Annotated in this window: 25 protein-coding genes and 1 pseudogene; 16 read left to right on the plus strand and 10 right to left on the minus strand. The window is 70.6% G+C overall.

Annotation, left to right across the window (positions count from 1 at the left end):
- Positions 1-73 precede the first annotated feature (73 nt).
- Positions 74-553 carry a nuclear transport factor 2 family protein gene (locus FPZ41_RS28780; protein ID WP_152866581.1) on the minus strand — a complete coding sequence of 160 codons (480 nt, stop codon included), beginning with the start codon at positions 551-553 and terminating at the stop codon, positions 74-76.
- Positions 554-627: 74 nt separating this feature from the next.
- On the opposite strand from FPZ41_RS28780, the gene FPZ41_RS48705 reads away from it, so the two are divergent.
- Entirely contained in the window at positions 628-1002 is a 375-nt protein-coding gene (locus FPZ41_RS48705) for a hypothetical protein (protein ID WP_228023040.1), read from the plus strand.
- Between the two features lie 438 nt (positions 1003-1440).
- On the opposite strand, the gene FPZ41_RS28790 is transcribed toward FPZ41_RS48705, so the two are convergent.
- Genes FPZ41_RS28790 through FPZ41_RS28800 form a run of 3 tightly spaced genes read right to left on the minus strand, consistent with a single transcriptional unit; the run spans position 1441 to position 2677 of the window.
- Positions 1441-2058 carry a chloramphenicol phosphotransferase CPT family protein gene (locus FPZ41_RS28790; protein ID WP_152866582.1) on the minus strand — a complete coding sequence of 206 codons (618 nt, stop codon included), beginning with the start codon at positions 2056-2058 and terminating at the stop codon, positions 1441-1443.
- Positions 2059-2068: 10 nt separating this feature from the next.
- Positions 2069-2248: a hypothetical protein gene (locus FPZ41_RS28795; RefSeq protein ID WP_131564309.1), complete on the minus strand. Its 180-nt coding sequence runs from the start codon at positions 2246-2248 to the stop codon at positions 2069-2071.
- 45 nt (positions 2249-2293) lie between these two features.
- The gene (locus tag FPZ41_RS28800) at positions 2294-2677 is read right to left on the minus strand and encodes a methyltransferase domain-containing protein (protein ID WP_407698829.1); all 384 of its coding nucleotides are present in this window, start codon (positions 2675-2677) and stop codon (positions 2294-2296) included.
- Positions 2678-2733: 56 nt separating this feature from the next.
- Here FPZ41_RS28800 and FPZ41_RS28805 point away from each other — a divergent pair.
- Together FPZ41_RS28805 and FPZ41_RS28810 are read left to right on the plus strand one after the other, a co-directional pair.
- Positions 2734-3003, plus strand: a pseudogene (locus FPZ41_RS28805) (hypothetical protein); the annotation flags it as partial.
- Between the two features lie 31 nt (positions 3004-3034).
- The gene (locus FPZ41_RS28810) at positions 3035-3946 is read left to right on the plus strand and encodes an N-acetylmuramoyl-L-alanine amidase (protein ID WP_152866583.1); all 912 of its coding nucleotides are present in this window, start codon (positions 3035-3037) and stop codon (positions 3944-3946) included.
- Between the two features lie 1068 nt (positions 3947-5014).
- Here the strand turns inward: FPZ41_RS28810 and FPZ41_RS28820 are convergent.
- Positions 5015-5890 (minus strand): undecaprenyl-diphosphate phosphatase, encoded by an 876-nt coding sequence (locus FPZ41_RS28820; protein WP_152866584.1) that lies wholly within the window; start codon positions 5888-5890, stop codon positions 5015-5017.
- Between the two features lie 585 nt (positions 5891-6475).
- Here FPZ41_RS28820 and FPZ41_RS28825 point away from each other — a divergent pair.
- From FPZ41_RS28825 to FPZ41_RS28835, 3 genes are all read left to right on the plus strand, one after another.
- Complete coding sequence (locus FPZ41_RS28825) at positions 6476-7723, plus strand: Gfo/Idh/MocA family protein (RefSeq protein ID WP_152866585.1); 1248 nt, start codon at positions 6476-6478, stop codon at positions 7721-7723.
- On the plus strand, positions 7720-8673 hold the full coding sequence (locus tag FPZ41_RS28830) for a DUF6807 domain-containing protein (protein ID WP_152866586.1): 954 nt from the start codon (positions 7720-7722) through the stop codon (positions 8671-8673). The genes FPZ41_RS28825 and FPZ41_RS28830 overlap by 4 nt, the downstream gene beginning before the upstream one ends.
- 163 nt (positions 8674-8836) lie before the next feature.
- A complete protein-coding gene (locus FPZ41_RS28835; protein WP_228023041.1) occupies positions 8837-9451 on the plus strand; it encodes a D-alanine--D-alanine ligase in 615 nt (204 codons plus the stop codon).
- Positions 9452-9613: 162 nt separating this feature from the next.
- On the opposite strand, the gene FPZ41_RS28840 is transcribed toward FPZ41_RS28835, so the two are convergent.
- Positions 9614-10081 carry a winged helix-turn-helix transcriptional regulator gene (locus FPZ41_RS28840; RefSeq protein ID WP_152866587.1) on the minus strand — a complete coding sequence of 156 codons (468 nt, stop codon included), beginning with the start codon at positions 10079-10081 and terminating at the stop codon, positions 9614-9616.
- Between the two features lie 134 nt (positions 10082-10215).
- On the opposite strand from FPZ41_RS28840, the gene FPZ41_RS28845 reads away from it, so the two are divergent.
- Positions 10216-11385, plus strand: a complete 1170-nt coding sequence (locus tag FPZ41_RS28845; protein ID WP_152866588.1) for a thiolase family protein — start codon at positions 10216-10218, stop codon at positions 11383-11385.
- Between the two features lie 14 nt (positions 11386-11399).
- Here FPZ41_RS28845 and FPZ41_RS28850 read toward each other — a convergent pair whose 3' ends face one another.
- Positions 11400-12182, minus strand: a complete 783-nt coding sequence (locus tag FPZ41_RS28850) for a TVP38/TMEM64 family protein (protein ID WP_152866589.1) — start codon at positions 12180-12182, stop codon at positions 11400-11402.
- 755 nt (positions 12183-12937) lie between these two features.
- On the opposite strand from FPZ41_RS28850, the gene tuf reads away from it, so the two are divergent.
- Both tuf and FPZ41_RS28865 read left to right on the plus strand, forming a co-directional pair.
- Positions 12938-14128 carry an elongation factor Tu gene (gene tuf, locus FPZ41_RS28860; protein WP_152866591.1) on the plus strand — a complete coding sequence of 397 codons (1191 nt, stop codon included), beginning with the start codon at positions 12938-12940 and terminating at the stop codon, positions 14126-14128.
- A 133-nt stretch (positions 14129-14261) separates the two neighbouring features.
- The gene (locus FPZ41_RS28865) at positions 14262-15107 is read left to right on the plus strand and encodes a spermidine synthase (protein WP_322620856.1); all 846 of its coding nucleotides are present in this window, start codon (positions 14262-14264) and stop codon (positions 15105-15107) included.
- On the opposite strand, the gene FPZ41_RS28870 is transcribed toward FPZ41_RS28865, so the two are convergent.
- The 3 genes from FPZ41_RS28870 to FPZ41_RS28880 form a co-directional block, all read right to left on the minus strand.
- On the minus strand, positions 15069-16394 hold the full coding sequence (locus tag FPZ41_RS28870) for an MFS transporter (RefSeq protein ID WP_322620857.1): 1326 nt from the start codon (positions 16392-16394) through the stop codon (positions 15069-15071). The genes FPZ41_RS28865 and FPZ41_RS28870 overlap by 39 nt on opposite strands.
- A gap of 114 nt (positions 16395-16508) precedes the next feature.
- Positions 16509-17525, minus strand: coding sequence for a hypothetical protein (locus tag FPZ41_RS28875; RefSeq protein WP_152866593.1), 1017 nt, complete (start codon positions 17523-17525; stop codon positions 16509-16511).
- Positions 17526-17641: 116 nt separating this feature from the next.
- Positions 17642-18409 (minus strand): FadR/GntR family transcriptional regulator, encoded by a 768-nt coding sequence (locus FPZ41_RS28880; protein WP_322620858.1) that lies wholly within the window; start codon positions 18407-18409, stop codon positions 17642-17644.
- 233 nt (positions 18410-18642) lie between these two features.
- On the opposite strand from FPZ41_RS28880, the gene FPZ41_RS28885 reads away from it, so the two are divergent.
- The 7 genes from FPZ41_RS28885 to FPZ41_RS28915 form a co-directional block, all read left to right on the plus strand.
- A complete protein-coding gene (locus FPZ41_RS28885; protein ID WP_152866595.1) occupies positions 18643-20010 on the plus strand; it encodes an MFS transporter in 1368 nt (455 codons plus the stop codon).
- On the plus strand, positions 20007-21743 hold the full coding sequence (locus FPZ41_RS28890) for a dihydroxyacetone kinase family protein (protein ID WP_152866596.1): 1737 nt from the start codon (positions 20007-20009) through the stop codon (positions 21741-21743). The genes FPZ41_RS28885 and FPZ41_RS28890 overlap by 4 nt, the downstream gene beginning before the upstream one ends.
- 11 nt (positions 21744-21754) lie before the next feature.
- A complete protein-coding gene (locus FPZ41_RS28895) occupies positions 21755-22261 on the plus strand; it encodes a ribose-5-phosphate isomerase (RefSeq protein WP_152866597.1) in 507 nt (168 codons plus the stop codon).
- Entirely contained in the window at positions 22261-23040 is a 780-nt protein-coding gene (locus tag FPZ41_RS28900; protein ID WP_152866598.1) for a triose-phosphate isomerase, read from the plus strand. Before FPZ41_RS28895 ends, FPZ41_RS28900 begins: the two co-directional genes overlap by 1 nt.
- A complete protein-coding gene (locus tag FPZ41_RS28905) occupies positions 23040-23840 on the plus strand; it encodes a sugar phosphate isomerase/epimerase family protein (protein ID WP_152866599.1) in 801 nt (266 codons plus the stop codon). Before FPZ41_RS28900 ends, FPZ41_RS28905 begins: the two co-directional genes overlap by 1 nt.
- Entirely contained in the window at positions 23840-24715 is an 876-nt protein-coding gene (locus FPZ41_RS28910; protein ID WP_131564352.1) for a phosphogluconate dehydrogenase C-terminal domain-containing protein, read from the plus strand. Before FPZ41_RS28905 ends, FPZ41_RS28910 begins: the two co-directional genes overlap by 1 nt.
- 118 nt (positions 24716-24833) lie before the next feature.
- Positions 24834-24986: hypothetical protein (locus FPZ41_RS28915; RefSeq protein ID WP_152866600.1), on the plus strand; the 153-nt coding region annotated here is incomplete at its 3' end.

The following is a 24986-nucleotide window of genomic DNA, read 5'->3' on the forward strand; positions in this document are numbered from 1 at the left end:
CGGCTGGGGAGAGCGGCTTGGGGGCGGCTCGGAGGCCGTTCAGGGCGTGGCGGGCCTTTGGCCGGGGGCTGGCTCAGGGCATGGCGGGCTGCCGGTCGGACGCGTGGCGCCACTTCTCCCGGACCACAACCTCGCGCAGCCGCCAGCCCTCGTACGTACGCACCAGGGCGAAGGCGTAACGGCCGCCGCACACGAAATCCGGGGCCGTGGACCCGCTGTCGTGGCCGGCGAACCGCATCGGGTTGATGTAGTCCGCCTGGACGTGGGCGGTGTCGCCCGTGTCGTGCTCCAGGGAACCGAAGCGGATGCGCCGGTTGACGATCAGGTGCTGCCGCATGGGGAACAGCTCCATGCTCCGCGTGAGCCATCCGCCGACCTCGGCCGCGTCCCCCTCGATGCCTCCGGCCGAGCGGTAGTCCGCGCGCCCGCCCGGGGCGAACAACCCTTGGTACGTCTCCCAGTCGCCGTCGTCAACGGCGACGGCGTATTCGCTGATCACCTCGTCCACGGCGAGCCGGTCCATCACGGTAGCGAGATCCACACGCTGCGTCATCGGCTCAGTGTTGGGGGAGAGGGCGGGCCACGCCAAGGGGCCTGCAGGGGGATATTCGGTGGCAACGGGGTGCTGTGACGGCGGAGGCTCCGATCGCCCGGGTCACCCGGCTGGAACGGCCTTCGATATCGCCGCCCTCGAAGGTCGACGTCAATATCGAAATTCTACTGACAAGACCGGACCGATCGTCCCATAACTTCACGACCCTGGGTAAAAGTCCAAAGGCCGTTGACGGTGCGGGCGTTGCGGGTAACGTCGCCGGTATGAGTCATGAAATCCGCATAGACCGTGCCCCCGCTTCTGCGGGCGGCATCCAGATCACCGTCAGTCTTTCCCCCGCGGTTTTGGCTAAACTCCAGCAGGACGGCTCCTGGAGTGAAGCGATCAGTGAAGGCCAGGTCACCGGGGACGGGCCGGCCATCAGTCGGATCGAGTTCAAGGTTCCGTAAGAGACAGGCGCCGTTCGGCGTAAAGGGGGGCGTCGGCCGACTCTGGCCAGGTCGCCGACGCCCGCCGTGTCTGCCCTGGGCGAGTACGAGTCGCCGCTGTGCACGGACTGATATCTCAAGGGGTGCAGATCTCAACGGCAGATCGCAGGGGATGTAGATATCAGGGGATGTAGGAGGAGAATAAGAAAGTGTGGTTCCCGTCTTCGGCGGCGGCGAATGGGATTTCGCTGTGCCGATGGGTCGGGGCTGTATGAGTATGAGTGGTTCCGAAGTGATGATGGGTGGGCGAGGAGGCGTGTATACGCGTCCGCGGGTTCTCCGTTCCTCTTCCATCACGCTTCCCGTTACTCCCATTACCAAGATGCTGCAAATTCCGCCGTGGATTCCCTCACTCCGGGCCTCACCGAGGAAATCGGACCGAACCATGGGCGCGGAGGCTCAGCCGGGACTCACGGCATCGGGGATCTTCTCCCGCAGCCGCTGGAAGGCCGTGGGCAGGGGCCGGTGCGGCAGGAACTCCTTGATGAGGCGGGCGCACTGGCCGGGGTCGGCGCGACTGGTGTCGCACTCGACGTCGTACACGCCATGCGCGTGGACCTGCGCCAGCTGCCGTACAGCCAGACCGGGCGGCCGGTCACCACGCTTGCGCTCTCGCCGCTCGACCTCGTCGCGCGGGCAGCGCACTCCGACGAACACGACGTCCTGCGGCACGAAGAGATCGAGACAGTCGAGCAGCCGCCACTCCTCGCTCAGTACGTGGTCCACGACGACGTTGTTGCCGGCGGCGGCCATTCCGGCCACCGCTCGGTGATAGCCGCGCCAGGTGTTGTGCAGAACGGTGGTGAGCTGCTCGGGTGGCATCTCCTGACGCGTCCGCATCGCGTGGAACGCGTCTACCGCCAGGTGGAAGTACGGCTCGTCGAGGATCCGGAGCAACTCGTTGGCGATGCTCGACTTGCCCGAGCTGGACGTGCCGTTCAGGAAGATGACGGTGCCCCGTGACGCGCCGGGATCCGGATGCCGGTCGTCGAGCTCCGAGCAGGACGCCTCGCTCAACCTGTGCCCCTCATGCCGCCTCGATGATCTCTCCGCGTATCGCCGCCGCCCACTTGACGACCAGCAGTTCGTACTCGGCCCGCTCCTGCGCGGACAGCGAGCCGCCCGCACGCATCCACAGCGCTCGGATCTGCTCGTTTAAGTCGGCAGCGGACCGCACGGAACCAGGGGTCATGGAATCGGGGGACATGCCGACCAGCGTAGGGGCAAGGACTGACAGTGCGCTACCAGGCCGCTACTCGTGTGGTATGTGGTTGGTCACGATGCGGACTTCGGGCCCTCGGCCGGTCGGTCCACGGGGTTCGTCAGCCGGTCCGGACGACGACGTGGCCCTCTTGGCGGGTCTCATGGTCGACCCGGTGAACACGCCCGTGTGCACCTTGATCGCCGCGGCGCCGAAGCCGGTGTCCAGCAGCAGGTTGCGGTAGCGGCGGGCGGCACACGGGCTGGCGACCAGGTCCGCGCGGGCGTGCAGGACGGTGCGGGTGAGGGCGGGATCGGCGGAGTCGATGACGACGGTGTCCCAGTTGTGGCCCACCAGCAGGATCCGCCCTCCGGGCGCAAGGACCCTGCGGGCCTCTGCCAAAGCCCGCTCACGCTGGGCCAGTTCGTGGAACACCTTGTTGGCCCGGTAGCCGTCCCCCGAGCAGTCCGGCTGGCGTCTGACGACCGGTCGGGCTGATCCGGCAGCGCATCGTAGGGTGGGGCGAGTTGCACGCGATGGTCCAGTGGGAGGCCGGCGGCTACAGCGAGTTGCGCGACCAGTTCGTCCGGGACCCGCTCGGGACGCCGGACACGACTGCCACGGACCATCGGCCGCCGAGCATCGGGATGCAGTGACTCACCAAGGGGCACGGCATCTTCGTCTACCCGGACGTGCCGTTGGCGTTGCGCGTCTCCCACAACGACGGCGTGGCCCGGCTGCTGGTGCTCGCTGAGTTCAAGCGTTCGTCCACCCAACGAAGGGGCCCTGACCATGGCTACACCGATGACCGCCGCCCAGTTCAGACAGGCACTCCTCAATGAGGGCGCCCACATCGTCGAGGTGGGCGACTGGCAGACCCACAACCGCAACCACATGGGCCCGTGGGGGCCCGTGAACGGGGTGATGGTCCACCACACGGTGACGTCCGGGTCGGCGCGCACGGTGGAGCTCTGCCGCAACGGTCACTCGTCGCTGCCGGGCCCGCTGTGCCACGGGGTGATCACGAAGGACGGCAAGGTCCATCTGGTCGGCTACGGGCGGGCGAACCACGCCGGCCTGGGCGACCCGGATGTCCTCCAGGCCGTCATCGCCGAGCGCGCCCTGCCGGCCGACAACGAGGCGAGCGTGGACGGCAACCGGCACTTCTACGGCTTCGAGTGCGAGAACCTCGGCGACGGCAAGGACCCGTGGCCGGATGCGCAGCTCCTCGCGATAGAGAAGGTGGCGGCGGCGATCTGCCGGCATCACGGCTGGTCGGCGCGTTCGGTGATCGGTCACCTGGAGTGGCAGCCGGGCAAGGTGGACCCCCGCGGGTTCACGATGAGTTCGATGCGGGAGCGGGTCGCGAAGCGGCTGGGCGAGGCCCCGCCGAAGGTCACGCCGCCGAAGCCCACTGTTCCGGTGGTGGATCTGTCGAAGCTCGTCGCGGCGGCCAAGAGCGACCCGGCACGGTCGGGGACGCCGGTCACGTACAGCGGCGTGAAGGTGGTGGAGGCGGCGTTGGTGGATGCCGGGCTGCTCGAAAAGAAGTACAGCGACGGGCACTTCGGGTCCGCGACGGTGGACGCGTACGCGAAGTGGCAGCGGCGCCTGGGGTATTCGGGCCCGGCGGCGGACGGCATCCCTGGCAAGACCTCGCTGACCAAGTTCGGCAAGACGTACGGCTTCACCGTCGTCGCCTGAGCCTGGAAGGGCGAACCTCATACAGATCTCGGTGTACTTGAAGGCCCTCGTGGGCGGCCTCGCCACGGGTGCGGCTGCTGTGACGGCCACGGCGCAGGATGGTCAGATCGCCGGCGAGAGTGGGTGACTGCGGGCATCGCGGTGCTCGGTGAGCTCTGGCTGACGTGGGAGGTACCGAATCGGCAGGCACCGGCAGGCACCGCCAGGCACCGAAGCTCTCCGCGCCGCCTCCGTCGGGGCCTGATTCCGCCCCATGGGCGCGTCGGGGAAAGGATGGTGGCGTGGACGCGGCCATGGTGACGGTGATCGGTGTGCTGATCGCGGGCCCGTGGCCGCCATCGTCGCCGTCGACGGCACCCGCGGCGCGAACCGGGCGGCCAGTGAGGCCAGCGCAGTGACGGGATACGGCAGCCTCACTCAGTGTCTCATCGCCGAGCGCGGACAAGGCGGAGACGGATCAGGCGGAGGCGGATCAGGCGAAGGCTGAGGCCCGCGTCGGGGTTCTCGAACTGGATGTCACGCGGCTGCGGTTGCTGGTGACACAGCTCGGGGGCAAGCCGTGACGCGGGCCGATCCGACCGCTGGAGGTGTGGTGCCCGAGCCTGTACGGGTGCGTATGAGGCTCAGCCTTCGCGAGGTTCGACGGGGCCAGTTGCCTGGGCGCGTGAATCCTTGCGCTGCGCGAGCAGATACAGGACGTGAGCGGCGGCGCCTAAGCCGGCGCCCGCCGCCGGGATTCTTCCCCGGTGCCCGGCGGCGGGTCACCGCACCAGATCGGTGAGCAGCGCGTTGAGGACGTGGGCGTACCCGGTCGGGCTAGGCCCGGTCCCTAACACGCCTGTCTGCCGTGAGCATCTCCCAGGTGGTTCCCCCCACCCAGGTCTCCTGGCGAATGATTACGGCCCCCGCAGAGCGTGAGTGCTCTGCGGGGGCCGTTTTCGTACGTACCAGACTCGGAGCGTGGGAGACGACCGCGAGATGATCCAGTCGGGCGGGCTCTAAAGTTGGCGAATCTCCTCTAGTTACCTCTAACCCCGACTAGGCGAAGCTCGAGATCGACTTCCCCGATCAGCCCGCCGACTCGGCCGCGTGCGGACTCAGTACACCCACGCTGACCAGCACAATGATCACCACTCCGAGGGCGATGCGGTACCAGACGAACGGCATGAAGCTCTTGGTGGAGATGAACTTCATGAACCAGGCGATCACCGCATAGCCGACCGCGAACGCCACGAACGTGGCGAAGAGCGTCGGGCCCCAGGCGACGTGGCCGCCCTCCATCGCGTCCTTCAGTTCGTAGCCGCCGGAGGCGAGCACCGCCGGGATGGCGAGGAGGAAGGAGTAGCGGGCCGCAGCCTCACGCTTGTAGCCCATGAGGAGGCCGCCGCTGATCGTGGCGCCGGAGCGGGAGACGCCCGGGATGAGGGCCATGGCCTGGCAGATGCCGTAGATCAGGCCGTCCCGGACGGTGAGCTGGTCGAGCGTCTTGCGCTGCTTGGGCACCCGGTGCTTCCCGGCCGCCTCGTCGCGGGCGGCCAGCCGGTCCGCCACGCCGAGGACGATACCCATGACGATCAGCATCGTGGCGGTGATGCGCAGATCGCGGAACGGCCCCTCGATCTGGTCCTTGAGCGTCACGCCGAGCAGACCGATCGGGATGGAGCCGATGATCACCAGCCAGCCCATCTGGGCATCGTGGTCGCTGCGCATCTCCTTGTTCACCAGCGAGCGGGACCACGCCGAGATGATGTTCACGATGTCCTTGCGGAAGTAGATCAGCACAGCGGCTTCCGTGCCGATCTGTGTGATCGCCGTGAAGGCGGCACCGGGGTCCTCCCAGCCGGAGAACGCGGCGGTCAGGCGCAGGTGCGCACTTGAGGAGACGGGGAGGAACTCCGTCAGCCCCTGGACGAGTCCGAGGATGAGGGATTCAAACCAAGACATGGAGTTAGGTGGTCCAAGCGCTGCTCGTGGGAGGGCCGACGGACACGCCGTGGCCGCGGGGCGGCTGATCACGGGTGTTGAGGGGCAGCGTAGCGTCCTCCGGTGACAGGGTTGTCACGGGGGCGTCCCAGGACGGCCTGGGACGGCCGGCCGGGACTGAGGGTGTCCGAGCGGCACGGGATGCGGCAGGGCGAGTGCGGGCCCGGGGCTGAGGTTCAGGTGCACGTCAGATGTGGCCCAGGCGCGGCCGGGGTGGACGGGGTGGCCGTATCGGCGGTGGCTGAGCGGGTATCCGTAGTGGCTGGGCTGCGGTACCGGCAGTGGCAGGCCGGCGGTCTCGGCGGTGGGGTGCCCGAGCCGCGGGCGGCTGGGCGGTCGAGCCGCAGCGGTGGGGTGCCCGAGCCGCGGCGGTGCCGGGCTTCGGTCCGTCTGGCCCGTCGGGACGTCGGCGGTGTTGACCGGTCACTATGTCGACACATACGTTGCAGCCGGAGGAGAAAGCGCTTGCTGTCACCGGGTCCGCCCGGAGCCAACAGGCGTTGGCCGGCGTCTGACGTCCCGTCCGATGGAGTGCTGATCACGTCCATGCCCACACCCAGCAACGCCCACAGTCCCGATCCCGCCCAGAATCCGGACCCGGGCGCGGCCCCGGGCTCGGCTCCGGACCACCCCGCGGCCCCGCTGAACGGCCGTCGCATCCGGGCCGCGATCATCGGCACCGGTGCCATCGCCCGCGGCTCCCACCTGCCCGCGCTCGCCCAGCTCGCCGCGGAGGGCGAGACGGAGGTGGTCGCCGCGGTCGACATCGACGCCGACGCGGTGAAGGCGTTCTGCGAAGCGGAGGGCGTTTCCCACGCGTACACCGATCTGGACCGGATGCTGGCGGAGCAGCGGCCCGATCTGGTCAGCGTCTGCACCCCGCCGACGCTGCACCGCGAGCAGACCGTGGCCGCGCTACGGGCCGGCGCCTGGGTGTGGTGCGAGAAGCCGCCCGTGCCCACGCTCGCGGACTTCGACGCCGTGGAGGCGGAGGAAGGCACCGACGGCGGACCGTACGCCTCGATCGTCTTCCAGCACCGTTTCGGTTCGGGTTCGCGGCACGTACGGCGGCTGATCGCCGAGCAGGCCATGGGGCGCCCGCTGGTGGCCCACTGCCAGACCACCTGGTACCGCGACGCCGCCTACTACGCCGTGCCCTGGCGTGGCCGCTGGCAGAGCGAGGGCGGCGGGCCCGCCATGGGCCACGGCATCCACCAGATGGACCTCCTGCTCGACCTGCTCGGACCGTGGAGCGAGGTACGGGCCATGGCCGGGCGACTGGTCCACGACGTGGAGACCGAGGACGTCTCCACCGCCCTTGTCCGCTTCGAGAGCGGTGCGATGGCCACCATCGTGAACAGCGTTCTGAGCCCCGACGAGGTCAGCCGCATCCGCATCGACTGCGAGCGCGCCACCGTCGAGCTGACCCACCTGTACGGCCACAGCAACGACAACTGGCGCATCACCGCCGCCCCGGGCGTCCCGGAGGCCGAGGCTGCGGCCTGGCAGGACTTCGGCGCGGACGTGCCGAGCTCGCACCTGGAGCAGCTGCGGGATCTGGTCGCCGCCATGCGTGCGGGGGAGCGGCCGCGCAGCAGCGGTGCCGACGGACGGACCAGCCTGGAACTGATCACCGCGATCTACAAGTCGGCGTTCACCGACACGACCGTGCGGGCCGGTGAGATCGGACCCGGTGACCCGTACTACACCGCCATGCACGGGGGCGCCCCCGGCTGGGCACCTGTGGTGGCACCGGCATCGGAGACCGCCCCGACCGAGGAGATCCCCGCATGAGTGCGAACCAGCAGGCTCCGGAGTCCAGCGGTCTGCGTATCGTCCATGCCCACGGCGATCGCATCACCGTCACCGAATCCACCACCGGCGTCGAGCTCTTCAGCTACGTCTACCAGCCGGAGGCGGCCTGGGAGGCGCCGAAGCCGTACCTGCACCCGGTGAGGACCCTGGCCGGCGACGTCGTCACCGACTACCGCCCCAACGACCACCGCTGGCACAAGGGCCTGCAGCTGACGGCCTCGCACCTGTCCGGCCAGAACCTGTGGGGCGGCAACACATACGTTCACGGAGAGGGGTATCTCAAACTCCCTGAGCGGGTGGGGTCGATGGCCCACGTCGGCTTCGACGAGGTCGCCTCGGACGGTACCCGGGTCGTGATCGCCGAGCGGCTCACGTGGCACCCGTACACCGGGGAGCTGTGGGCCGACGAGGAGCGCCGGATCGAGGTGCACGACGTCGATCCGGCGGCGGGGTCCTGGGCGCTGACCTGGACGAGCGCCATCACGAACAGGCGTGACGAGCCACTGCGGTTCGGCAGCCCGACCACCGCCGGGCGCGAGATGGCCGGTTACACGGGTCTGTTCTGGCGAGGGCCTCGGGCCTTCCGGGACGGGCGGATCATCGGGCCGGACTCCGAGGGACCCGAGCTGATGGGCGAGCAGGCGCCCTGGCTCGCCTACTCGGGGGAGCACGACGTCACGGACGGGCACGCGACCCTCGTCTTCGCCCACGCACCCGAGAACGACCACGCGGGCACTGGGGGCACCCACCCGGCCCACTGGTTCGTCCGCAACGAGCCCTTCGCCGCAGTCGCCCCCTCCTGGGCCTTCTTCGAGGAGCTGGAGCTCGCTCCCGGCGACACGCTCACCCGTCGCTACCGTGTTGTCGTGGCCGACGGGGCGTGGGAGCGGGCGGAGATCGCCAAGTACCTGGAGGAGCACCCGTGGTGAGCCCCCGCGACGAGCGCGAAGGGTACGACGAGTACGAGGGATACGAGGGGTACGGGAGGTGAGTGCTGTGGAGTTCACGGGACTGCCGGGAGCCGTCGCCGTCTCGCATCTGTCCGTCTACGACTGGCCCGCGGCGGACGGAGTGTGCGGCGGAACTCCCCATATGCATCTGACCTGTTCGGAGGCGTACGTCGTCACGGGCGGGCACGGCGCGGTGCAGACCCTCACGACGTCCGGGTACGAGGTCACGCCCCTCGTGCCCGGCACGGTCGCCTGGTTCACGCCCGGCACCATCCACCGGCTCGTGAACGAGGACGCCCTGCGCATCACGGTGCTGATGCAGAACAACGGGCTCCCCGAGGCGGGCGACGCCGTGCTCACCCTGCCGCCCGAGTACCTCACCGACCCGGAGACGTACGCCGCCGCCACGGCCATCCCGGCGGACGTGCCCGAGGAGGAGCAGGAGCGGATCGCCCGCGCCAGGCGCGACCTCGCCCTGCGGGGTTTCCGGGCGCTGCGCGATGCCGACGGGCCCGAGCCGCTGGCCGCCTTCCACCGGGCCGCGGCCGCGCTGGTACGGCCCCGGCTCGCCGAGTGGCGGGCGCGCTGGCAGCGCGGTGCGCAGGCGGCTGCCGCGGCCACGGGGGACCAGCTCGACCGCCTGGACCGGGGCGATCTGTCGCACCTCTCCGACGCCGTGGTGAAGGCCGAACAGCCCGCGGCGTACGGCAAGTTCGGGATGTGCGGGCGGCTCGACGTCTACAAGGGGACTGCCTGATACACGGCGACTTCCTGAGAGTTCCGTGGGGGTCCTGGAGCCCCTGGGCTCCCCACGGAACCGCGGGCGGGAAAGCCCGGTCCGTGCAGGCGTCGGGCCTCTCGTCGCCCTCGCCCTTGTTCCTCTCCCGCGTCCTCGCCCTCGTTCTCGTCCCGCGACTCGTTACGCCACCGCCGGGCCCGCCACCGTCCAGCCCGGGGTCTGCGGGTGAGCCGTCAGGTCGTCGTGCCGGATCTCGTCGCCGCACTCCGAGCAGACGACGCGAGGGACGAGTTCGTGGCCGCAGACGTGCTCCAGCACCATCGGAGGAGACTCCGGGTTGAGGTGGCGGTCGCCCCACTCCTTGAGTGTGACCAGGACCGGCTCCAGGTCCAGCCCGGCCGGGGTGGGCCGGTACTCGTGGCGCAGCGGTTTCTCGCTGTACGCGGTCTTCTCCAGTACACCGACGTCCACCAGCCGCTTCAGGCGTGTGGCCAGCACGTCGCGCGGGGCGCCGATGTTACGGACGAGCTGGTCGAACCGTCCGTTGCCGAGGCACACCTCGCGCAGGACGAGCAGCGAGTACTTCTCCCCGACGAGCGCCAGGGTGTCGGCGATCGAACAGGGCCGGGGGTCTTTGGCGGCGGGCATACGCCCAGTCTAGGGGAGGGTTTGTCTTTCCAACTCGCCTAGTTTGTTTTTCCAACTCACTCGGCTATGGTGGGTTTGGATTGCCTACTCACTGGTAATCGCCCTGGCATCCGCCGGCCAAGGAGGGCCGCACCATGCGCGACGCAGTCATCGTCGAAGCCGTACGCACCCCCGTCGGCAAGGGCAAGCCGAATGGTGCCCTCGCCCACGTCCACCCCGTGGAACTCCTCGCCCACACCCTGCGCACCCTCGTCGAACGCTCCGGTGTGGACCCGGCACTCGTCGACGACGTGATCGGCGGCACCGTCGACCAGGTCGGCGAGCAGGCCATGAACACCACCCGCTACGCCGTGCTCTCCGCGGGTTTCCCCGAGACGGTGCCCGCCACCACGGTCGACCGGCAGTGCGGCTCCTCCCAGCAGGCGGTCCACTTCGCCGCCCAGGGCGTCCTGTCGGGGGCGTACGACCTGGCCGTCGCCTGTGGTGTGGAGTCGATGAGCCGTGTGCCGATGTGGTCGAACGTGCCCGCGGGCAAGGACCCCTTCGGCCCCGGGGTCGCCGACCGCTACCCGGAGGGCCTGGTGCCGCAGGGCATCAGCGCCGAGCTCATCGCCGCCAAGTGGTCCATCGGACGTGAGCAGATGGACGCCTTCGCCGTGTCCTCCCACCAGAAGGCCGCGTCAGCTTGGGACGGCGGCGTCTTCGACGCCGAGGTCGCGCCGCTGGAGGGTGTGACACGAGACGAGTGCGTACGCCCCGGCAGCACCACGGAGATCCTCGCCGGACTCAGGCCCGCCTACTACGACCCGGACTTCGCCGAGCGGTTCCCGCAGATCGAGTGGAACGTCACCGCGGGCAACGCGAGCCCCGTCAACGACGGCGCCTCCGCCGTGCTCATCGCGTCCGGCGAGACGGCGGCCCGCCTCGGCCTGCGCCCCCTCGCCCGGCTGCACAGCTTCGCCGTCACCGGCTCCGACCCGCTGCTCATGCTCACGGGGGTCGTCCCCGCCACCGAGAAGGTGCTCCGCAGGGCGGGGCTGACGCTGGACGACATCGACTTCTTCGAGGTCAACGAGGCCTTCTCCAGCGTCGTCCTCGCCTGGCGGCAGGAGACGGGCGCCGACCTCGCCAAGGTCAACGTGCACGGCGGCGCGATCGCGATCGGTCACCCGCTGGGCGCGAGCGGCACCCGGCTGACGACGACCCTCGTGCACGCCATGCGCGCGCGGGGCGCCCGGTACGCGCTGCAGACGATGTGCGAGGCGGGCGGGCTCGCCAACGCGATGGTGCTGGAGAGCGTCTGATCGCGGCGCCGGGGTCAGTGCCCGCGCAGGTGGTGCCGCTTGCGCCAGGCGATGACCGCGCCGATCAGGGCCGGCACCGCGATGACCCCGATGGCGACCAGGAAGACGGGCGAGGTCGGCGTCGAGGCACGGGCGCCGGCGACGACGTACGCGGCGGTGTTCGGGATCGAACCGAGCGCCGTCGCGAGCAGGAACGGCAGCCAGCCCATGCGGGAGACGGCCGCGCAGTAGTTCACCGCCCAGAACGGCAACCCGGGGAACAGCCTGCACGCCATCATCGAACGGAAGCCGTGCCGGCTGAGCTGTCCGTCGGCCACCTTCAGGAAGCGGGCGCGCAGCAGCGGGCGCAACGCGTCCTGCCCGAGGAGCCGGCCGAGGCCGAACGAGATCCCCGCCCCGAGGACCGTGCCCACGAGGGCGGTTCCCAGCCCGAGCTCCGAACCGAACACGGCGCCCGCCGCCAGGTTGAGCAGCGGCCGGGGGACGAACGCGGCCGTGCACAGTCCGTAGGCCGCAGCGAACACCACGGCCGCCGCGGCCCCGCCGAGCTGTGGCGGCCAGCCCTCGGCCAGCAGGCGCTGCGGCTCGAACAGCAGCATGCTCGACGCGGCCCCCGCGAGCAGCGCGACGAGCAGCGCGAACCGCGACCAGGGCGAGCGGAGCACTCTGGTGCACCGGGCGACGAGACCGGTCGGCGCCTCAGGGGCGACGGTGTCCGGGACGACGGCGAGCTCCGCAGCGGTGGCCTGGGGATCGGCCGTGGCGGTGCCTCCAGAGCGGGTGGTGGCATCGAGCATTCGGCGACACTAACCGACCAATGTGAGTGATCGCCGTACGGTTCGTCTCATCGGCGTCACGGGAAGGGGAACAGCCGGATAAGTCCGTCCGGGTGCCGTACGGTCGCCCCGCGGGCGTCGTGCCCACGCGAATCACCAGCGCGCCCAGCCCCCGCGACGACCGGCGGCGGGGACGCCGTCCGGGCTGCGGTCCTGCGGGACATCGCGGCTTCACCGGGCCTGAGCAGGTCCGATGATCCCGGACTGGAGCGGACGGCGCTCTGAGATCCCCCGCGCGTCCCGACGCGAGGGGTCACCCCGGTCCGTCGCGCGCCGCCGCACCTCCCAAAGCGCGGGCACCGCCGCCGCGGAGAGCGCCACGGAGAAGACGACCGAGCGTTCATGTGAAGCATCTCTCGTCCCAACTCCCCTTCACCAAGAACCACCTCCCCCAAGAACCACCCCCACCACGGGCCACCCCGACAGGCGCCACCTCCACCGAAAACCATTCGACGCGGACGGCCGGGTGGGCGATGATCGACGGCATGTTCCGGCACGCCTTCGTTCTCGCAGCATCCGCGCCCGTCGCGGATGCCCCGAAGGCTGCCCTTCTGATCGTCGCGGCCGCACCGGACGGCGCCCGAAGCTGACCCTCCCCGGATCGTCCGGCGGACCCCGCAGGGGGAGGGTCGGCAAGTCCTCGGGGTCCCCGTTCCGGCCGAGTTCCCGCGCCGGGGCCTTCACTCAGCATCACTGAGAGGCTTCGAGGTACCGCCATGCCCAAGACGGCTTACGTCCGCACGAAACCGCACCTGAACATCGGCACGATGGGTCACGTCGACCACGGCAAGACCACCCTGACCGCCGCCATCACCAAGGTCCTCGCCGAGCGCGGCGCCGGCGACGGCACCCGGTTCGTGCCGTTCGACCGCATCGACCGCGCCCCGGAGGAGGCCGCGCGCGGGATCACCATCAACATCGCGCACGTCGAGTACGAAACCGACACCCGGCACTACGCGCACGTCGACATGCCCGGCCACGCCGACTACGTCAAGAACATGGTCACCGGTGCCGCGCAACTCGACGGGGCGATCCTCGTCGTCTCCGCGCTCGACGGGATCATGCCGCAGACCGCCGAACACGTGCTGCTCGCCCGGCAGGTGGGCGTGAACCACATCGTGGTGGCGCTCAACAAGGCCGACGCCGTCGACGACGGCGAGGACACGGTGCTCACCGACCTCGTGGAGCTGGAGGTCCGGGAACTGCTCACCGCGCACGGGTACGGGGGCGACTCGGTACCCGTCGTACGGGTCTCCGGCCTCAAGGCCCTGGAGGGCGACCCACGTTGGACGGCGTCCATCGAGGCGCTGCTCGACGCGGTGGACACGTACGTGCCCATCCCCGAGCGGTACCTGGACGCGCCGTTCCTGTTGCCGGTCGAGAACGTGCTCACGATCACCGGTCGCGGCACGGTCGTCACCGGTGCCGTCGAACGGGGCACGATCCGCGTCGGCGACCGGGTCGACGTGCTCGGCGCCGGGCTGGAGAGCGTGGTCACCGGGCTGGAGACCTTCGGCAAGCCCATGGAGGAGGCCCAGGCCGGGGACAACGTGGCGCTGCTGCTCCGCGGGGTGGCGAGGGGTTCCGTACGGCGCGGGCATGTCGTGGCGGCGCCCGGCAGTGTCGTACCGCGTCGGTGCTTCACGGCGCAGGTGTATGTGCTGTCGGCGCGCGAGGGCGGTCGTACGACGCCCGTTGCCACGGGGTATCGGCCGCAGTTCTACATCCGCACCGCGGATGTGGTGGGTGACGTCGACCTCGGTGAGGTGGCGGTCGCGCGGCCCGGTGACACCGTCACGATGACGGTGGAACTGGGACGTGACGTGCCTCTGGAGGCCGGGCTCGGGTTCGCCATCCGTGAGGGCGGGCGGACCGTCGGTGCGGGGACGGTGACTTCGGTCCACTGACGGGGGCGGGTGCTGTGTGTGGGCGTGCCGGTTCCGGGCCGGTCGCGCCCACGCGGCGGAGCAGCACATCGACGCAGCCCCGCTCCCCTTTCCGGCGCGGCCCGGCGTGACGCCGTACCGGCACAATGGACCCGTGACCGAACCCATACCCGTCACCCGCGTCACCGACCTGGGGACCGCAAAGCTCATGCCGGACGTCGACCGGGAGCGGGCCTGGCTGCTGACGGTGGACGGGGCGCCGCAGTCGTACGTCGACCTGGACGCGCCCACGCATCTGGAGTTCGAGTACGCGCGGCGGCTGGGGCACGCGCTGGACACGGTCGCCGCGCCCGGTCGGGCGCTCGACGTGCTGCACCTCGGCGGGGGAGCACTCACCCTGCCGAGGTACGTCGCGGCGACCCGGCCGGGCTCGCGGCAGCACGTGGTGGAGTTCGACCGCGGGCTGCTGGACCTGGTAGTCGAGCACCTGCCCCTGCCCGGCGGCCACGGGATCACGGCGCACGGCGCGGACGCCCGTGAATGGCTCGAAAGTGCCCCGGCCGACTCCGTGGACGTCCTGGTCGCGGACGTCTTCGGCGGCTCTCGCGTCCCGGCGCACCTGACGACCGTGGCGTATGCGCGCGCCGCCGAGCGGGTGCTGCGCACCGACGGTGTCTACCTGGCCAACCTCGCCGACGCGGCGCCGTTCGCCTTCCTCAGATCCCAACTCGCCACGTTCGCCGCGGTGTTCGAGGAACTCGTGCTGATCGCCGAGCCCGCCGTGCTGCGCGGCCGTCGCTTCGGCAACGCCGTGCTCCTCGCCGCCCACCACCCGCTCGATACCGCCGCGCTCATCCGCCGGACCGCCGCCGACGCCTTCCCGGCGCGGGTGGAGCACGGCCGGGCGCTGCGCGACCTCATCGGCGGTGCCATGCCGGTGCGCGAAGAGGACGCCGTACCGTCACCCGAGCCGCCCGACGGGGCCTTCAGTATCGGCTGAGCCGCCGGCCGAGGCGGGCTCCGGCCCGGACTCACCGTCCGGCGCTCCCTGGGCCACCGGCTTGCTGCGTCGCGTCAGATTCCGTACGTCCCGCACGCACAGCACCGCAGCCGTCGCCACCACGACCAGCGCCGCACAACCCCACAGGGCGCCCGACCGCCCGAAGGCGCCCTCCGCCGGCCCCGCGAGTGCCGTGGCGATGGGCACGACCGACACGGAACCGAACCAGTCGTACGCGGAGACGCGGGACAGCTTCTCCTCCGGGATCTCCTGGTGCAGCGCGGTCATCCAGGAGACGCCGAACACCTCGATCGACAGACCGCTCACGAACATCGCCACGCACAGCAGGGTGACCGGCACGGGCACGGCGAGCGCGGCGGACGGCAGGGCGAAGGGGAAGACGCACACGATGCCCACGAGGAGCAGCCGGCGCGGTTTCCAGCGGGTCATCAGCAGCGCACCGGCCGCCATGCCCGCCCCGAACAGGGCCAGTGCCAGGCCCCATGGTCCCGCCCCGCCCAGACTGTCCCGGGCGACCTGGGGCCCGTAGACCGCGTCGGCCGCGGAGACGACCGCGTTCACCAGGGAGAACTGGACGACGATCGCCCACAGCCAGGTGCGGCCGGTGAACTCTTGCCAGCCGTCACGGAGATCGGCGAGCAGGCCGCCTCCCGGCTCGCGGGGCGGGATGTGGCTCACATCGAGGAAGGAGCGCATCGCCGCGGCGACCGCGAACGCCGCAGCGTCCAGCGCCAGCACCCAGCCGGGCCCGACCACGGCGACCATCACGCCGCCGAGGGCCGCGCCGCCCAGCGTCGCGCCCTGCGACGCGAACCGGAACAGGGCGAAGGCGCGGCCCGCCTGCTCACCTGTGACCGAGGCCATCAGCATGCCCTCGGCCGCCGGGTTGAAGAACGCCTGCCCGGTGCCGCCGAGGGCCGACAGCAGCATCATCTGCCACAACTGCGGCTCGCCGGCCAGGATGAGCACCGCGAAGGCGCCCTGCGAGAGGAAGTTGAGGGTGTTCGCCGCGACCATCACGTGGTGCCGGGGGATGCGGTCCGCGACGGCGCCGCCGATCAGCAGGAACAGCACCAGCGGCAGCGTCCGCGCCGCCGCGACCAGGCCGACGTCACCACCGTCGCCGCCCGTCTCCAGGACCGCGAACGCCGCGGCGATCAGGGCGCCGTGACTGCCCAGGTTGGTGACGACCGCGGCGGCGGTCAGCAGGGTGTAGTTGCGGCCCGCCCAGGCGGGGCGGAGGCGGGAGGCGGCGGGTGAGGTCACCGAGCGACTATCGCCGCCGCGGGGCCCGCTTGCCAAACATGTTTTCGGCCTCGGTCGGCACGAACGCCCAGCTTCCGGCCGACCGAGGCCCGAGCCCGGCTCGGGGCGGAGCTCTCACCGATCGGGTTCGCCCTCGGCGAGGCGCACCGTGCTCAGGATCTTCCGGACCGTGGCCTCCGGGATCTCCCCGTCGACGCCCTTGGCGCCGAACAGGCTCCAGGCCACGAAATCGCCCGAGCCGTTCTTGAACGCGAAGGTGATGGCCTTTCCGTCGCTGTCGCACTTGCCCTCGTGCGGCGTGTTGGCCGAGTAGGCCGTGGCGAGACTGCCGGTGAGGCCGGACTTCGTGGTGTACGACTTCGCCCTGGTGTACGTGATGCTCTTCGTGTCCGGCTGTGTGTAGCCGCCGTACACATACAGCGGCACCCGGTTCTCGGCCGCCTCGTCCGTGGAACTGGCGCCGTTGTCGCCGCTCGTCCCGGTGATGGCCAGTGCCGTGTCGTTCTTGGCGCCGTCGTCGCCCTCGCTCGTGCACCAGGTGGGCTTGAGGTAGGCGGGGGAGCTGACGCTGATCTGGCCCCTCTCGCCGTTCTCCTTCCACTCGAAGCCGGTGATCCTGCCCGGGGTGCCGACCTCCCAGTCGGCGGGGACGTCGAACGCCGTGCCGTACTTCGGGTTGATGACGACCTTCCAGCCCGGGACGGTCGGCTTCTCCCCCTCGGCGCTGCGCGAGTCGTCCGTGCTGTCGTCGGAGGCGGACGCGGACGCGGAGGCGCGCGGCTCGGCCGGAGCGCTCGCCGGTGGCGTCTCCTTGCCGTTGTCGCCCTTGGCCTTCTCGTCCTTGTCGCCGCCGAGGACGAGGAAACCGGTCACCCCGGCCGCGATCACGACCGCCGTGGCCGCCACGATGGCGGTGATCTTCGTCTTGTTCCCGTCACCACCCGCGTCACCGCTCGGCGGCTGCGGGGCACCCGTCGGCGACTGCGTGCCCCACTGCTGTTGCGCGTACGGGTTGGGCTGCTGGTACCCAGGCTGCTGGTACGGGTTGGGCTGCTGATAACCCGGCTGCTGGTACGGGTTCTGGTCCTGCGGGTGGTGCTCGCCCCCGGGCGGCTGCTGTCCTGGCCACATGGGCAGTCACCCTAATGCCGCCCGCGACACGTTTCGGTGACGTCCCTACGTCAGCCCTGTACCGGGGCAGCGCCGGCTCCGCCTCGGGGCGGGACGTCCGCGGCGAGGGGTGCGCGTCATGCCGGCGCTTCGTCGGTCATGGAGGCGCGGAGCCGGGCACTGGCCATGCGCATGTGCTCGGCCATGGCCCGGTCCGCCGCCTCGGGGTCGCGGGCGCGGATGGCCTGCAGCACCGCCTCGTGCTCGCACAGGGTGCCGCTGACGGTCCCCTCGATGTCGCTGACGCGCTCCATCCACACCTGCAGCAGCGCGCGAATGCTGTGCAGGATGTCGCTGAGTACGCTGTTACGGGCGATACGGGCCGTTTCCAGGTGGAAGTCGATGTCCGCGTCGATGAAGGCTTTCGCGTCGCCGGTGGCCGCGTGCATGTGCTGAAGGTGCGTTTCCAGGAGCGCCAGATCCTCGTCCGTCGCCCGCTCGGCGGCCAGCCGGGCCGAGACCGCCTCCATGTAGGTGCGCACCTCGACCAGGTCCTGCGTCCGGCGTTGGCCCAACATCAGGCCCCAGTTGATCGCGCGGGGCAGAAACTCCGAGGTGCCCTCACGTACGTACGAGCCGGAGCCGGGGCGGATCTCGATGATGCCGAGCACGTCCAGGGCCGACAGGGCACCGCGCACACTGGAACGCGCCACACCGAGAGCCTCGGCGAGCTGACGCTCGGCGGGCAGCCGGGTACCGGGGGTGATGTCGCCGGCCGACAGATGGTCGAGCAGGCGCTTGGCGACCTCGCTGACCGAGGACTCGCGGACGACGGGACGCAGAAGCTGCGCGAGGTCGGAGGTGGCGCCCGAAGGCTGCTGATCAGGCTGACTGGTCACGGTCACCAGTCAACCAGATGGGTTCTCACGAGTTTGACCAGCCAGTTCATCAGTCCTATGGGTCGGGTTTGTCAAGAGTTGGGACGGTGTCGTGTCTATGATCGTCGCCACACCGGTAAATTGGTGACCAATTTAGATCTGGCGCCTAGCGTGACATCGAACCGGCCGGCCGCGCCCTGACGCGAGCTGCCGGAGCACCCACCCCGGACGGAGTTGTCCGGGCGAGCCGAGGAGTCGCCATGGTCGCCGACGCGCCATCCACGGCAGTCGAGAGAACTGCCATCAAGAAGATCTCAGTCCGCCTCGTGCCGTTCGTGGCACTGATGTTCTTCGTGAACTACCTGGACCGCACGGCCGTCTCGTTCGCCGAACCGAACGGGATGGGGGAGGACCTCGCCCTGACGGCCGCGCAGTTCGGTTTCGCGTCCGGGATCTTCTTCCTCGGCTACATCGTGCTCGAGGTCCCCAGCAACATGGCCCTGCACCGCTACGGAGCCCGCCGCTGGCTGGCCCGGATCATGGTGACCTGGGGCATCGTCTCCCTGCTCTTCACCTGGGTGAACAGCAGCGGCGAGCTCTACACCCTGCGCTTCCTGCTGGGTGTGGCCGAGGCCGGGTTCTTCCCCGGCGCCATCCTGTTCCTCAGCCAGTGGGTGCCCTCCCGCCACCGCACCAAGATCCTCGGCCTGTTCTACCTGGCCCAGCCCCTCACCACCGTGATCGGCGCCCCGCTGGCCGGCTGGCTCATCGGGCACCACGGACTGTTCGGCCTCGAAGGCTGGCGCGTGATGTTCCTGTTCGTCTCGCTGCCCGCGATCCTCCTGGGCGTCGTCGCCTGGTTCTACCTGATCGACAAGCCCGCCGACGCCAAGTGGCTCACCCCGGCCGAGCGCGACTGGCTGACGAACGAGCTGGCCGCGGAGAACGCGCACAAGACCGGCAACGAGGGCAAGCACGCCAAGGGTGACCTCAAGACCGCCCTGAGCAGCGGCCGCGTCTGGGTCCTCGCGCTGGTCTACTTCGGCTTCGTCTACGGCCTGTACGCACTCGCCTTCTTCCTGCCGACGATCATCAGCGGCTTCCAGGAGCAGTACGACACCACGTTCAGCGTGATGGACAAGGCCTGGATCACCGCCATCCCCTACCTGCCCGCGGCCATCGTCCTGTTCTTCTGGACCCGGCACGCCACCCGCCACGGCACCCGCACCTGGCACGTCGCCGGCCCGGCCGTCGTCGGTGGCCTGAGCATCCCGCTCGCCCTCTACATGGGCTCCCCGGCCGCCACGGTCGCCGTCATCACCGTGACCGCCTGCTCCATCTTCGCCGCCCTGCCCGTCTTCTGGTCGGTCCCCTCCCGTTTCCTCACCGGAGCGGCCGCGGCAGCCGGTATCGCCCTCATCAACACCATGGGCAACGTCGCCGGATTCGCATCGAGTTATGTCACCGGCTGGCTGAAGGACTGGACCGGCGCCTACTACGCACCGCTCTACCTGGTCGGCTTCTTCATGCTGCTGTCGGCCGTCCTGATGGTCTGGCTCTCCGCCCGCGGCCACACCGCCGAACCGGCCTCCGGAGCCGAGCACCAGCAGATGGAGACCGTTCGATGACCCGCTTGTTCAACGACCCCGCGGCCTTCGCGGACGAGGCACTCGAAGGCTTCGCCGCGGCCCACCGTGACCGGGTCCGCCCGGTCACCGGCGGGGTCGTCCGGGCCGGGGCCACCCCGGCCGGGCAGGTCGCCGTGGTCATCGGCGGCGGCTCGGGCCACTACCCGGCCTTCTCCGGTCTGGTCGGCCGCGGCTTGGCGCACGGAGCCGCCGTCGGCAACGTCTTCGCCTCGCCCTCCGCCGGGCGGATCAGCTCCGTGGCCCGCTCCGCCCACGGCGGAGCCGGCGTCCTGCTGATGTACGGGAACTACGCCGGTGACGTGCTGCACTTCGGCCAGGCCGCCGAGCGCCTGACCGCCGACGGCATCGAGGCCCTTACGTTCGCCGTCACCGACGACATCTCCAGCGCCGCTCCGGAGGAGTCCGCCAAGCGGCGTGGCATCGCCGGCGACCTTCCCGTCTTCAAGGCGGCCGCCGCCGCGGCCGAGCAGGGCCTGACGCTGGACGAGGTGCTGGCCGTCGCCGAGCGGGCCAACGCCCGCACCCGCTCCTTCGGCATCGCCTTCTCCGGCTGCACCCTTCCGGGCGCCGACCACCCCCTGTTCACCGTCCCCGAGGCCCGGATGGCCGTCGGCCTCGGCATCCACGGCGAGCCCGGCATCGGCGAGGACGCCCTGCCCACCGCCGACGAGGCCGCCCGTCTGCTGGTCACCTCCCTGCTCGGGGAGCTGCCCGAGGGCGTCGAGCGCCCGGACGGGCAGCGCGTCGCGGTCATCCTCAACGGGCTCGGCTCGGTCAAGTACGAGGAACTCTTCGTCGTCTACCGCAAGGTCGCCGAACTCCTCGGCGAGGCCGGCGTCGACATCGTCGAACCGGAGGTCGGCGAACTCGTCACCAGCTTCGACATGGCCGGCGTCTCCCTCACCCTGACCTGGCTGGACGACGATTTGGAGCGACTGTGGCGCGCTCCGGCCGACGCCCCCGCCTACCGCAAGGGCTCCCTCGACGCCCCCGAGGCGCCGCGCGTGGGCAACGCTCCCGCGGCCGAGGACACCGACGACACCGTCGTCCCTGAGGCGTCGGACGACTCCCGGGGGGCCGCCGCCACCGTCCTCGCGGTGCTGAACACGGTGGCCGACACCATCGACACCCACGCCGAGGAACTGGGCCGCATCGACGCCGTCGCCGGCGACGGCGACCACGGCATCGGCATGCAACGCGGCTCCACCGCCGCCCGGCAGGCCGCCGCCGGCGCCCACGCACAGGGCGCGGGAGCCGGCACGGTCCTCGCCCGGGCCGCCGACGCCTGGGCCGACGAAGCGGGCGGCACCTCCGGCGCCCTGTGGGGCACCATCCTGCGCGCCCTCGGCACCGCCCTCGGCGACCAGGACGCCCCCACCGCCACCCGCGTCGCCGACGGCGTGGCCCAGGCCTCCGCCGGCGTACGCCGCCTCGGCGGCGCCGAGGTCGGCGACAAGACGATGGTGGACGTCCTCGTGCCCTTCGCCGACACGCTCACCGCCGCCACGGCCACCGGAACCCCGCTGACCGAGGCCTGGGACCGCGCCGCCACCGCCGCCGAGACCGCGGCGGCCGCCACCGCCGACCTCCTGCCCCGCAAGGGCCGGGCCCGCCCGCACGCCGAGAAGTCCCTCGGCACCCCCGACGCGGGAGCCCACTCGCTCGCCCTCATCGCCCGCGCCGTCCACGGCGTCCTGCTCGACCACCACTGAGGAAAGCCGAAATGACCGACAAGCTTCGCATCGTCGTCGGATCCGACGACGCCGGCCACCAGTACAAGGAAGCCCTCAAGCAGGACCTGCAGAGCAGCTCCCTCGTCGCCGAGGTCACCGATGTCGGCGTCGACGCCGACGGCCACACCGCCTACCCCAGGATCGCCATCGCCGCCGCCGAAATGGTGGCCCGCGGGGAGGCCGACCGCGCCCTCCTGGTGTGCGGCACCGGCCTCGGCGTCGCGATAGCCGCCAACAAGGTCAAGGGCATCCGCGCCGTCACCGCCCATGACTCCTTCTCCGTCGAACGCGCGATCCTCTCCAACAACGCGCAGATCCTGACCTTCGGCCAGCGCGTCATCGGCCTCGAACTCGCCCGCCGGCTGGCCGCCGAGTGGCTCACCTACCGCTTCGACGAGACCTCCCCGTCGGCCGCCAAGGTCCAGCTGATGTGCGACTACGAGAGCGCCGCCGAGAGCGCCGCCGCGAACGCCGCCGAGTCCGGGGCAGCCGCCTGATGTCCGGCCCCGCAGCACCCCCCACCCTGCTGGGGGTGAGCCTGAAGATGTACTTCGGCCACCACCAGACCCTCAACTGGGCCCGCAAGGTCGCCGACCTGGCCCGCGAACACCCCGCCGTCACCTCCGGTGCCGCCCGTCTGTTCGTCCTCCCGGTCTTCCCGGCCCTCGTCCCCGCGGGCGGCATCCTCAGCCCGTACGGGATCTCCGTCGGCGCCCAGGACATCGCCACCGAGGACACCGGTCCCTACACCGGAGAGGTCGGCGGCCCCTCACTGAAGGAGATCGGCTGCCGCTACGCCGAGGTCGGCCACGCCGAACGCCGCCGCCTGTACGGCGAGGACGACACGGTCGTCGCAGCCAAGACGGCCGCCGCCCTGCGCAACGGCCTCACCCCGGTCCTGTGCGTCGGCGAAAGCGACCGGGGCACGCCGCAGGAGGCAGCCGAACGCACGGTCGCCGAGACCGCCCGCCTGCTGCACGGCCTCGACGGCACCGTGGTCCTCGCCTACGAGCCGCAGTGGGCCATCGGCGCGCCGCAGCCCGCCTCCACCGAGCACATCGGGACCGTCTGCACCGCCCTGCGGGAGTGGCTCGACAGCCGCCCCCAGCACACCGGTTCGACGGTCATCTACGGCGGCAGCGCGGGCCCCGGCCTGCTCACCCGGCTCGCGGGCACCGCGGAAGGCCTCTTCCTCGGCCGGTTCGCCCACGACCCCGCGAACGTCGCGGCCATCCTGGACGAGATCCGCACCCCGGCACCCGCGGAGGTGGCGTGATGGCCTACGGCATCAGCACCTACGCCTACTTCTGGCGGATCTCCCCGCGCGCGCCGCGGCCCATGGACCTCACCGGCATGCTGCGCGACACCGCACGGCTCGGCGGCCAGGTCTTCCAGATCTGCGATTACCTCCCCATCGAGTCCTACGACTCGGCCCAGCTCGCCGACGTCCGCGCCACCGCGCACGACCTCGGACTGCGCCTGGAGCTCGGTACCCGGGGCGTACGCACCGAACACCTCCGCACCTATCTGCACCTGGCGGAGGAACTGGGCGTCACCCTGGTCCGCTCCATGCTCAACACGGCCGACCACCAGCCGGATCCGGCCGAGGCGGTCACCCTGCTCAAGGAGTCCGTACCCCACTACGCCGCCGCCGGCGTCACGCTGGGCCTGGAGACCTACGAGCAAGTCGCCACCGACGACCTGCTGGCTGTCGTACGAGGGGTCGACAGCGAGCATCTCGGCGTCGTCCTGGACCCCGGCAACAGCGTCGCCCGGCTGGAACGCCCGACGGACGTCGTGAACGCCACCGCGCAGTACGTGGTCAACATCCACGTCAAGGACTTCGCCTTCACCCGGCGCGACGGCTGGGTCGGCTTCACCTACGCCGGCTGCCCGCTCGGCCAGGGCCTCCTGGACTACGACGCCATGATCGCCGCCGTCCGGCCCGAGGAACGCGGCATCAACCAGATCGTGGAGCACTGGCTCCCGTGGCAGGACGAGGGCTTCGAGGCCACCGCCCGGCTCGAACACCAGTGGACGCAACACAGCATCAACACCCTTTTGAGGAGCGAGTAATGGCCACCGAGATCCAGACCCAGGCCGACGCCAAGACCGTCGCCGTCATCGGGGCCGCAGGCAAGATGGGCCAGCGTGTCTCCAACAACCTGGTCAAGAGCGACTTCCGGGTGCTCTTCAGCGAGGCCTCGCCCAAGGGTCAGGAACTCATCCGCGGCCTCGGCCGCGAACTGACCGAGTCGGCCGCCGCGGCCGCCGAGGCCGACGTGGTCATCCTCGCCGTCCCCGACGTCGTCCTCGGCAAGGTCTCCGAGGAACTCGTGCCCCTGATGAAGCCGGGCACGATCGTCCTCACCCTCGACCCGGCCGCCGCCTACGCCGGACTGCTGTTCGCCCGCGACGACATCCACTACGCCTGCGCCCACCCCTGCCACCCGTCGGTGTTCCTGGAGCGCACCACCAAGGAGGAGTGGCAGGACACCTTCGGCGGCATCGCCGCCCCGCAGGAGGTCGTCGCCGCGTACGAGGGCGGGGACGACGCCAAGCAGGAGCTGGCCGACTCCGTCATCCGCGTCATGTACGCGCCCGTAGTCGACGTCCACTGGGTGACCGTCAAGCAGCTCGCCGTCCTGGAGCCGACCCTCGTCGAGACCATCGCCTGCATGGTCGGCGCCCTCCTGACCGAGGCCCTGCACGAGACCGTGCACACCGTCGGCGTACCGGAGAAGGCCGCCCGCGCCATGCTCCTCGGACACACCCAGGTTGCCCTGGCCAACACCCTCAAGGGCTCCAACCCGTTCTCGGACGCCTGTCTGATCGCCATGGACTACGGCCGTGAGTCCATCGTGCGCGACGACTGGAAGAAGGTCTTCGAGGACGACGAACTCGACAAGGTCATCACGCGCATGCTGAAGATCAAGGAAATCAAGCGCTGACCTGCCCCCTTCCGGGGTCCGTGCCCTTCCTCCCCGCCCGAGGGGCACGGACCCGGCCGTGAACCCGCACCGCAACCGGCCGCAGGCTCCGCTCCCGGCCGCCGCCCCAAGGAGACCCATGCCTTCCGCCCTGTCCGATCTCGTGTGGACCGAGTTGGACACGCGGGCCGTCGATACTGCCCGCGTTTTGGCCGCCGATGCCGTCCAGAGGGTCGGTAACGGCCATCCGGGTACGGCGATGAGCCTTGCGCCTGCCGCGTACACCTTGTTC

It is taken from the genome of Streptomyces acidicola (assembly GCF_009377235.1).
Classification (GTDB): domain Bacteria; phylum Actinomycetota; class Actinomycetes; order Streptomycetales; family Streptomycetaceae; genus Streptomyces; species Streptomyces acidicola.